Origin of the sequence: Actinomadura rubrobrunea NBRC 15275 (assembly GCF_001552235.1) — a bacterium.
Lineage (GTDB): Bacteria > Actinomycetota > Actinomycetes > Streptosporangiales > Streptosporangiaceae > Spirillospora > Spirillospora viridilutea.
The window spans coordinates 1-686 of the sequence record NZ_BCQU01000225.1 but is presented as its reverse complement, the minus strand read 5'-3'; the positions used below and the strand labels follow the sequence as shown (position 1 = coordinate 686).

General features: G+C 70.4%; 1 protein-coding gene. It reads left to right on the top strand.

Annotated features, from left to right (window positions below; translation table 11 throughout):
- Positions 1-14: 14 nt before the first annotated feature.
- A partial coding sequence (locus AR3_RS29140; protein WP_281179300.1) for a condensation domain-containing protein occupies positions 15-686 on the top strand: 672 nt, incomplete at its 3' end.

Genomic DNA, 686 nt, shown 5'->3' with positions numbered 1-686 from the left:
ACCGGGGCGACACCGTGCCCGTCCGGCTCGACGCGGACCTGCGCGCCGGACTGGTCGCGCTGGCGCGGCAGACCGGAGCCAGCCTGTTCATGGTCATGCAGGCCGCGTTCGCCGCGTTGCTGACGCGGCTGGGTGCGGGGACGGACGTTCCGATCGGTTCGCCGATCGCGGGTCGGACGGACGACGCGCTGGACGATCTGGTCGGGATGTTCGTGAACATGTTGGTGTTGCGGACCGACACGTCGGGGGATCCGTCGTTCCGGGAGCTGGTCGGTCGGGTGCGGGAGGCGGATCTGGCCGCCTACGCGCATCAGGACGTGCCGTTCGAACGCCTGGTGGAGGTCCTCAACCCGCCCCGATCGATGTCACGGCACCCCCTGTTCCAGGTCGTCCTGTCGTTCCAGAACAACCCCCAGGCGCGCCTCGACCTCGACGGCCTCACCGTCGCCGCCGAGCCCCTGCCGTCCGGCGCGGCCAAATACGATCTCTCCCTCTACCTGGAGGAACGCGACGGGCGTATCGAAGGCGCCCTGGAGTACGCCCTCGACCTGTTCGACCGGCCCACGGTCGAACGCCTCGCCGCCCGCTTCGAACGCTTCCTCCGCGAGGTCGTCGACGCTCCGGACGCCCCCATCAGCGCCGCCGAGATCCTCACCCCCGACGAACGCGACCTGCTCCTGGGCGAG